Source organism: Marinobacter sp. UBA2498, assembly GCF_002341575.1.
Classification (GTDB): Bacteria; Pseudomonadota; Gammaproteobacteria; order Pseudomonadales; family Oleiphilaceae; genus Marinobacter; species Marinobacter manganoxydans.
The window spans coordinates 10,781-14,775 of sequence record NZ_DDOI01000109.1 but is presented as its reverse complement, the minus strand read 5'-3'; the positions used below and the strand labels follow the sequence as shown (position 1 = coordinate 14,775).

Below are 3,995 nucleotides of genomic sequence, written 5' to 3'. Positions count from 1 at the left end.
CCAAACCACAAACAAATCAACCCCGCCGTCGCCAGGTAAGGCCCAAACGGAATCGGCACCTCCCGCCCATGCTTCCTGAACACCATCAGGCTAATACCCACAACCGCCCCAACCACCGAGGAAAGCAAAATCACCGCCGGCAACAACTGCCATCCCAGCCAGGCACCCAGCGCAGCAAGCAGCTTAAAATCACCATGCCCCATGCCTTCCTTACCGGTAACCAGCTTGAACAGCCAATAAACCGACCAAAGCGAGAGATACCCGGCCACCGCACCCCAAAAGGCACTGTTGAAGTCCGTGAGCACACCAAAATAATTCAGCACCAGGCCCAACCACATCAGGGGTAAGGTAATGCTGTCTGGCAGAAGCTGGGTATCGAAATCAATAACCGTCAGCGCCACCAGAGACCAAACCAGTACAAGGGCCCAAAGCGCCGACTCGTTCTGTCCGATGACAGCAATGGTCACCACCGAGAAAATCGCGGTAACGGCCTCAATGATCGGATAACGGGGCGAAATGGGCGCCTTGCACGAGGCGCATTTGCCCCGAAGAACCAGCCAGCTGACCACCGGAATATTTTCCCATGCCCGAATGCCATGGCCGCAGGAAGGGCAGGTGGAAGCCGGTTTGGAGAGCGTAATCCGCTCTTCCTGCTTACGCTGCTTCTCCGGCAGCTCAAGGAATTCCTCGCACTGGCAGCGCCAGTCCTGATGCATCATTTTAGGTAGCCTCAGAATGACAACATTCAGGAAGCTGCCGATGCAGAGGGATACGAGGGTGACGGAAAGAAAAACAAGCCAGGGAGTGGCGAGAAAAGCGTCGAGAGTAATCATTTACTATCCGAGAATCAGGCGGGCGAACTCGGAGCCAGAAGAATGCTTTCTTCTGACCCCACATGAAGTCTAGCGGAGCGTTGGGGCCAAGAGTTTAGCCAACAACCTGGCCCATCTGGAAGATTGGCAGATACATGGCGATGATCAAGCCGCCCACCAGAACGCCCAGGACCGCCATGATCATTGGTTCCATCAGGGCTGTGAGGTTATCGACCATATCATCGACTACAGCCTCGTAATGCTCAGCAACCTTAGCGAGCATTTCGTCGAGGTTACCCGATTCTTCGCCGATCGCCGTGAGCTGGACGGCCATCACAGGAAAGACATCCTGTTGGCGCATGGAAGCCTGCAGTTGGGTACCGCTGGAAACGTCGTTTTTGATTCGGTCAATCGCATCACGGTAAACAGCGTTACCGGTTGCACCGGCTACAGAATCAAGGGCGTCTACCAGTGGGACGCCGGCAGCAAAGGTAGTTGAGAGAACTCGACCGAATTTTGCTACTGCGGATTTGTCGAGTATTTCTCCCACAACAGGTAATTTCAGAACGTATTTATCTACCAAGTCTGAAAATTTCTGAGAGCGGCGCTTGGCTTCCTTAAATAGAAAAATCGATCCGACGATGCTCAGCAAAACAATAAACCACCAGCTTTGGAGCCATTCGGATAAGTTAACTACCATCTGTGTGAATACCGGAAGTTCAGCGCCAAAGCCTTGGAACAAACTCTCGAATTGGGGAACGACTTTCACCAGCAATATTGCAGTCACGACGATTGCGACAACGATAACTGCAATTGGATAAGTCATTGCTTTCTTGACTTTTTTCTTGAGAAGTTCGGTCTTTTCAAGATAGGTCGCAATTCGATCCAGCATTTGCTCCAGTGCACCAGCTTTCTCGCCGGAATCAACCAGGTTGCAATAAAGATCATCAAAATACTTCGGGTGTTTTCGCAGTGCTCCTGCAAAGCTGGTGCCCGAGGAAATGTCATTCCGAATGCTCATCACCAGCTCTTGTAGTCCTTTGTTTTCAAGTCCGTCAGCAACAATGTCAAAGCTTTGTACGAGCGGGACACCGGCCTTCATCATAGTCGCCAACTGACGCGTCAGCATAGCGATGTCGAAAGGCGTTACCTTCTTGCTGCCGCCGAAGAGCGGTTTGGGCTTCTTCTTCACCTTGTCGGGGGTGATGCCTTGCTTTCGCAGTTGGGCCTTCACAAGCGCAAGGTTGGAGCCGGTCAGCTCACCCTTGGACTTGTTGCCCTTCCGGTCCTTTCCTTCCCAAACATACGATTCCAGCTTCTGTGCTTTCTCTGCCATGCTTAATCCTTCGTCACGCGATTGGCTTCCTCAAGACTGGTAACCCCCTCAATCACTTTGCGAAGAGCGGATTGTCGCAGCGTACGGAAGCCTTCTGCCTGAGCCTGTTTTGCAATTTTGATGGAGCTGGCCTCTTCCATAATCATGTTTGCCAGCTCGTCGGTAATCTTGACCACTTCGTAAATACCGACGCGGCCTTTATATCCTCCATTGCATTTATCACAGCCCTTGGGACGGTACAACGTGAAGCCTGTATCAATTTGTTCCTCTGTGAACCCTTCCTCTACCAGCACCTCTTTGGGAACATCGAAGGTCTGCTTGCAGGCATTACAGAGCCGCCTGCCAAGACGCTGGGCAATGATCAGGCTTACCGACGTGGCAATGTTGAACGAGGGCACGCCCATGTTCATCATCCGCGTGAGCGTTTCTGCGGCGCTGTTGGTGTGCAGGGTAGATAGAACTAGGTGACCTGTTTGGGCCGCCTTGATGGCAATGTTCGCTGTTTCAAGATCCCGGATCTCACCCACCATGATCACATCCGGATCTTGCCGGAGGAAGGCTCGCAACGCCTCGGCAAAGCCCAGACCGACCCGGGTGTTTACGTTAACCTGGTTAATACCCTCCAGGTTAATTTCCGCCGGGTCTTCTGCAGTCGAAATGTTAATGCCTGGGGTGTTCAGAATATTCAGGCCGGTATAAAGGGAGACAGTTTTGCCTGACCCAGTTGGACCAGTAACGAGGATCATGCCCTGAGGCTGTGCGAGCGCGTCCATGTAAAGCTTTTTCTGATCTTCCTCATATCCGAGTACATCAATGCCCAGTTTTGCCTGGCTTGGGTCTAGAATTCGGAGAACTATCTTTTCGCCCCATAGCGTGGGCAGCGTGTTCACCCGGAAATCAATGGCCTTGGTCTTGGACAGCTTCATCTTGATCCGGCCATCCTGGGGTACCCGCCGTTCGGAGATGTCGAGCTGGGCCATAATCTTCACTCGTGCAGAAATCTTTGGCGCCAGCTTTATGGAGGGGCGGGAAACCTCTTTCAAAATACCGTCAGTGCGGTACCGAACTCGATAGACTTTTTCATAAGGCTCGAAGTGGACATCCGAGGCGCCGCCGCGAATGGCGTCCAGCAACATCTTGTTTACATACTTGACGATAGGAGCGTCGTCGACCTCGCTGGCAACAACTGCGCCATCGTCTTCCTGTTCACCGCCTTCGGTTTCAACCCCTTCAAGGTCCGAGTCGTCCAGATCACCCATGGTGGTGTCCTGGGATTCGAGATACTTGTCGATGGCTTCCCGGAGTTTGGCATCGTCCACCAATACTGCGTCAGTGCTCAGTCCTGTGTTGAACTTGATTTCGTCCAGGGCCTGTATGTTGGTCGGGTCAGAAACCGCAATGAACAGTCGGTTCCCCCTCTTAAAGAGAGGCAGGGCGTTATGTTTGCGCACCAGCTTCTCGTCCACCACCTTCTCCGGCATCATCTCCGGGAGAAAGGAAGACAAATCCAGAACCGATACACCGAACTCCATAGCTGAGGAAAACGCCAGCTTCGAGCTATCGGCCAGGTTGTTTTGGGTAAGGTAGGTGATCAGAGGGATTCGGTTCTGGGAAGCCTCAAGGAAGGCGTCTTTTGCCGTTGTCTCATCCAACAGCCCGTCGTCCACGAAACGCCTCGCAAGGCCCGTAAGCGTGATATTGCTTTTATTGGTAGACATAAATTAAGTAAGAAGCGCAGCCTAAGTTACTGAAACCGGTGTTTTGTCAATTCCAGTGAGTTTAGATGTCCAGCCCTCGTTTGGAAAGGACTGCGTGCATTCAGCTGCTTGTGTCAGATGTTAGAAAAA

At 52.4% G+C, this 3,995-nt stretch carries 3 protein-coding genes; all 3 read right to left on the bottom strand.

Features of this window, described 5'->3' with window-relative positions; genetic code table 11:
• The coding region (locus B2W52_RS15310; RefSeq protein WP_286803685.1) for a prepilin peptidase at positions 1–833 on the bottom strand (833 nt) is incomplete at its 3' end.
• A 94-nt stretch (positions 834–927) separates the two neighbouring features.
• Complete coding sequence (locus B2W52_RS15305; RefSeq protein WP_273071675.1) at positions 928–2,148, bottom strand: type II secretion system F family protein; 1,221 nt, start codon at positions 2,146–2,148, stop codon at positions 928–930.
• 2 nt (positions 2,149–2,150) lie between these two features.
• Positions 2,151–3,866 carry a type IV-A pilus assembly ATPase PilB gene (pilB, locus tag B2W52_RS15300; RefSeq protein ID WP_273071678.1) on the bottom strand — a complete coding sequence of 572 codons (1,716 nt, stop codon included), beginning with the start codon at positions 3,864–3,866 and terminating at the stop codon, positions 2,151–2,153.
• Positions 3,867–3,995: the final 129 nt, after the last annotated feature.

Coding starts and splice junctions, on each gene's coding strand:
- pilB (WP_273071678.1), bottom strand. CDS start 3,866: ATGTCTACCAATAAAAGCAATATCACGCTTACGGGCCTTGCGAGGCGT.
- B2W52_RS15305 (WP_273071675.1), bottom strand. CDS start 2,148: ATGGCAGAGAAAGCACAGAAGCTGGAATCGTATGTTTGGGAAGGAAAG.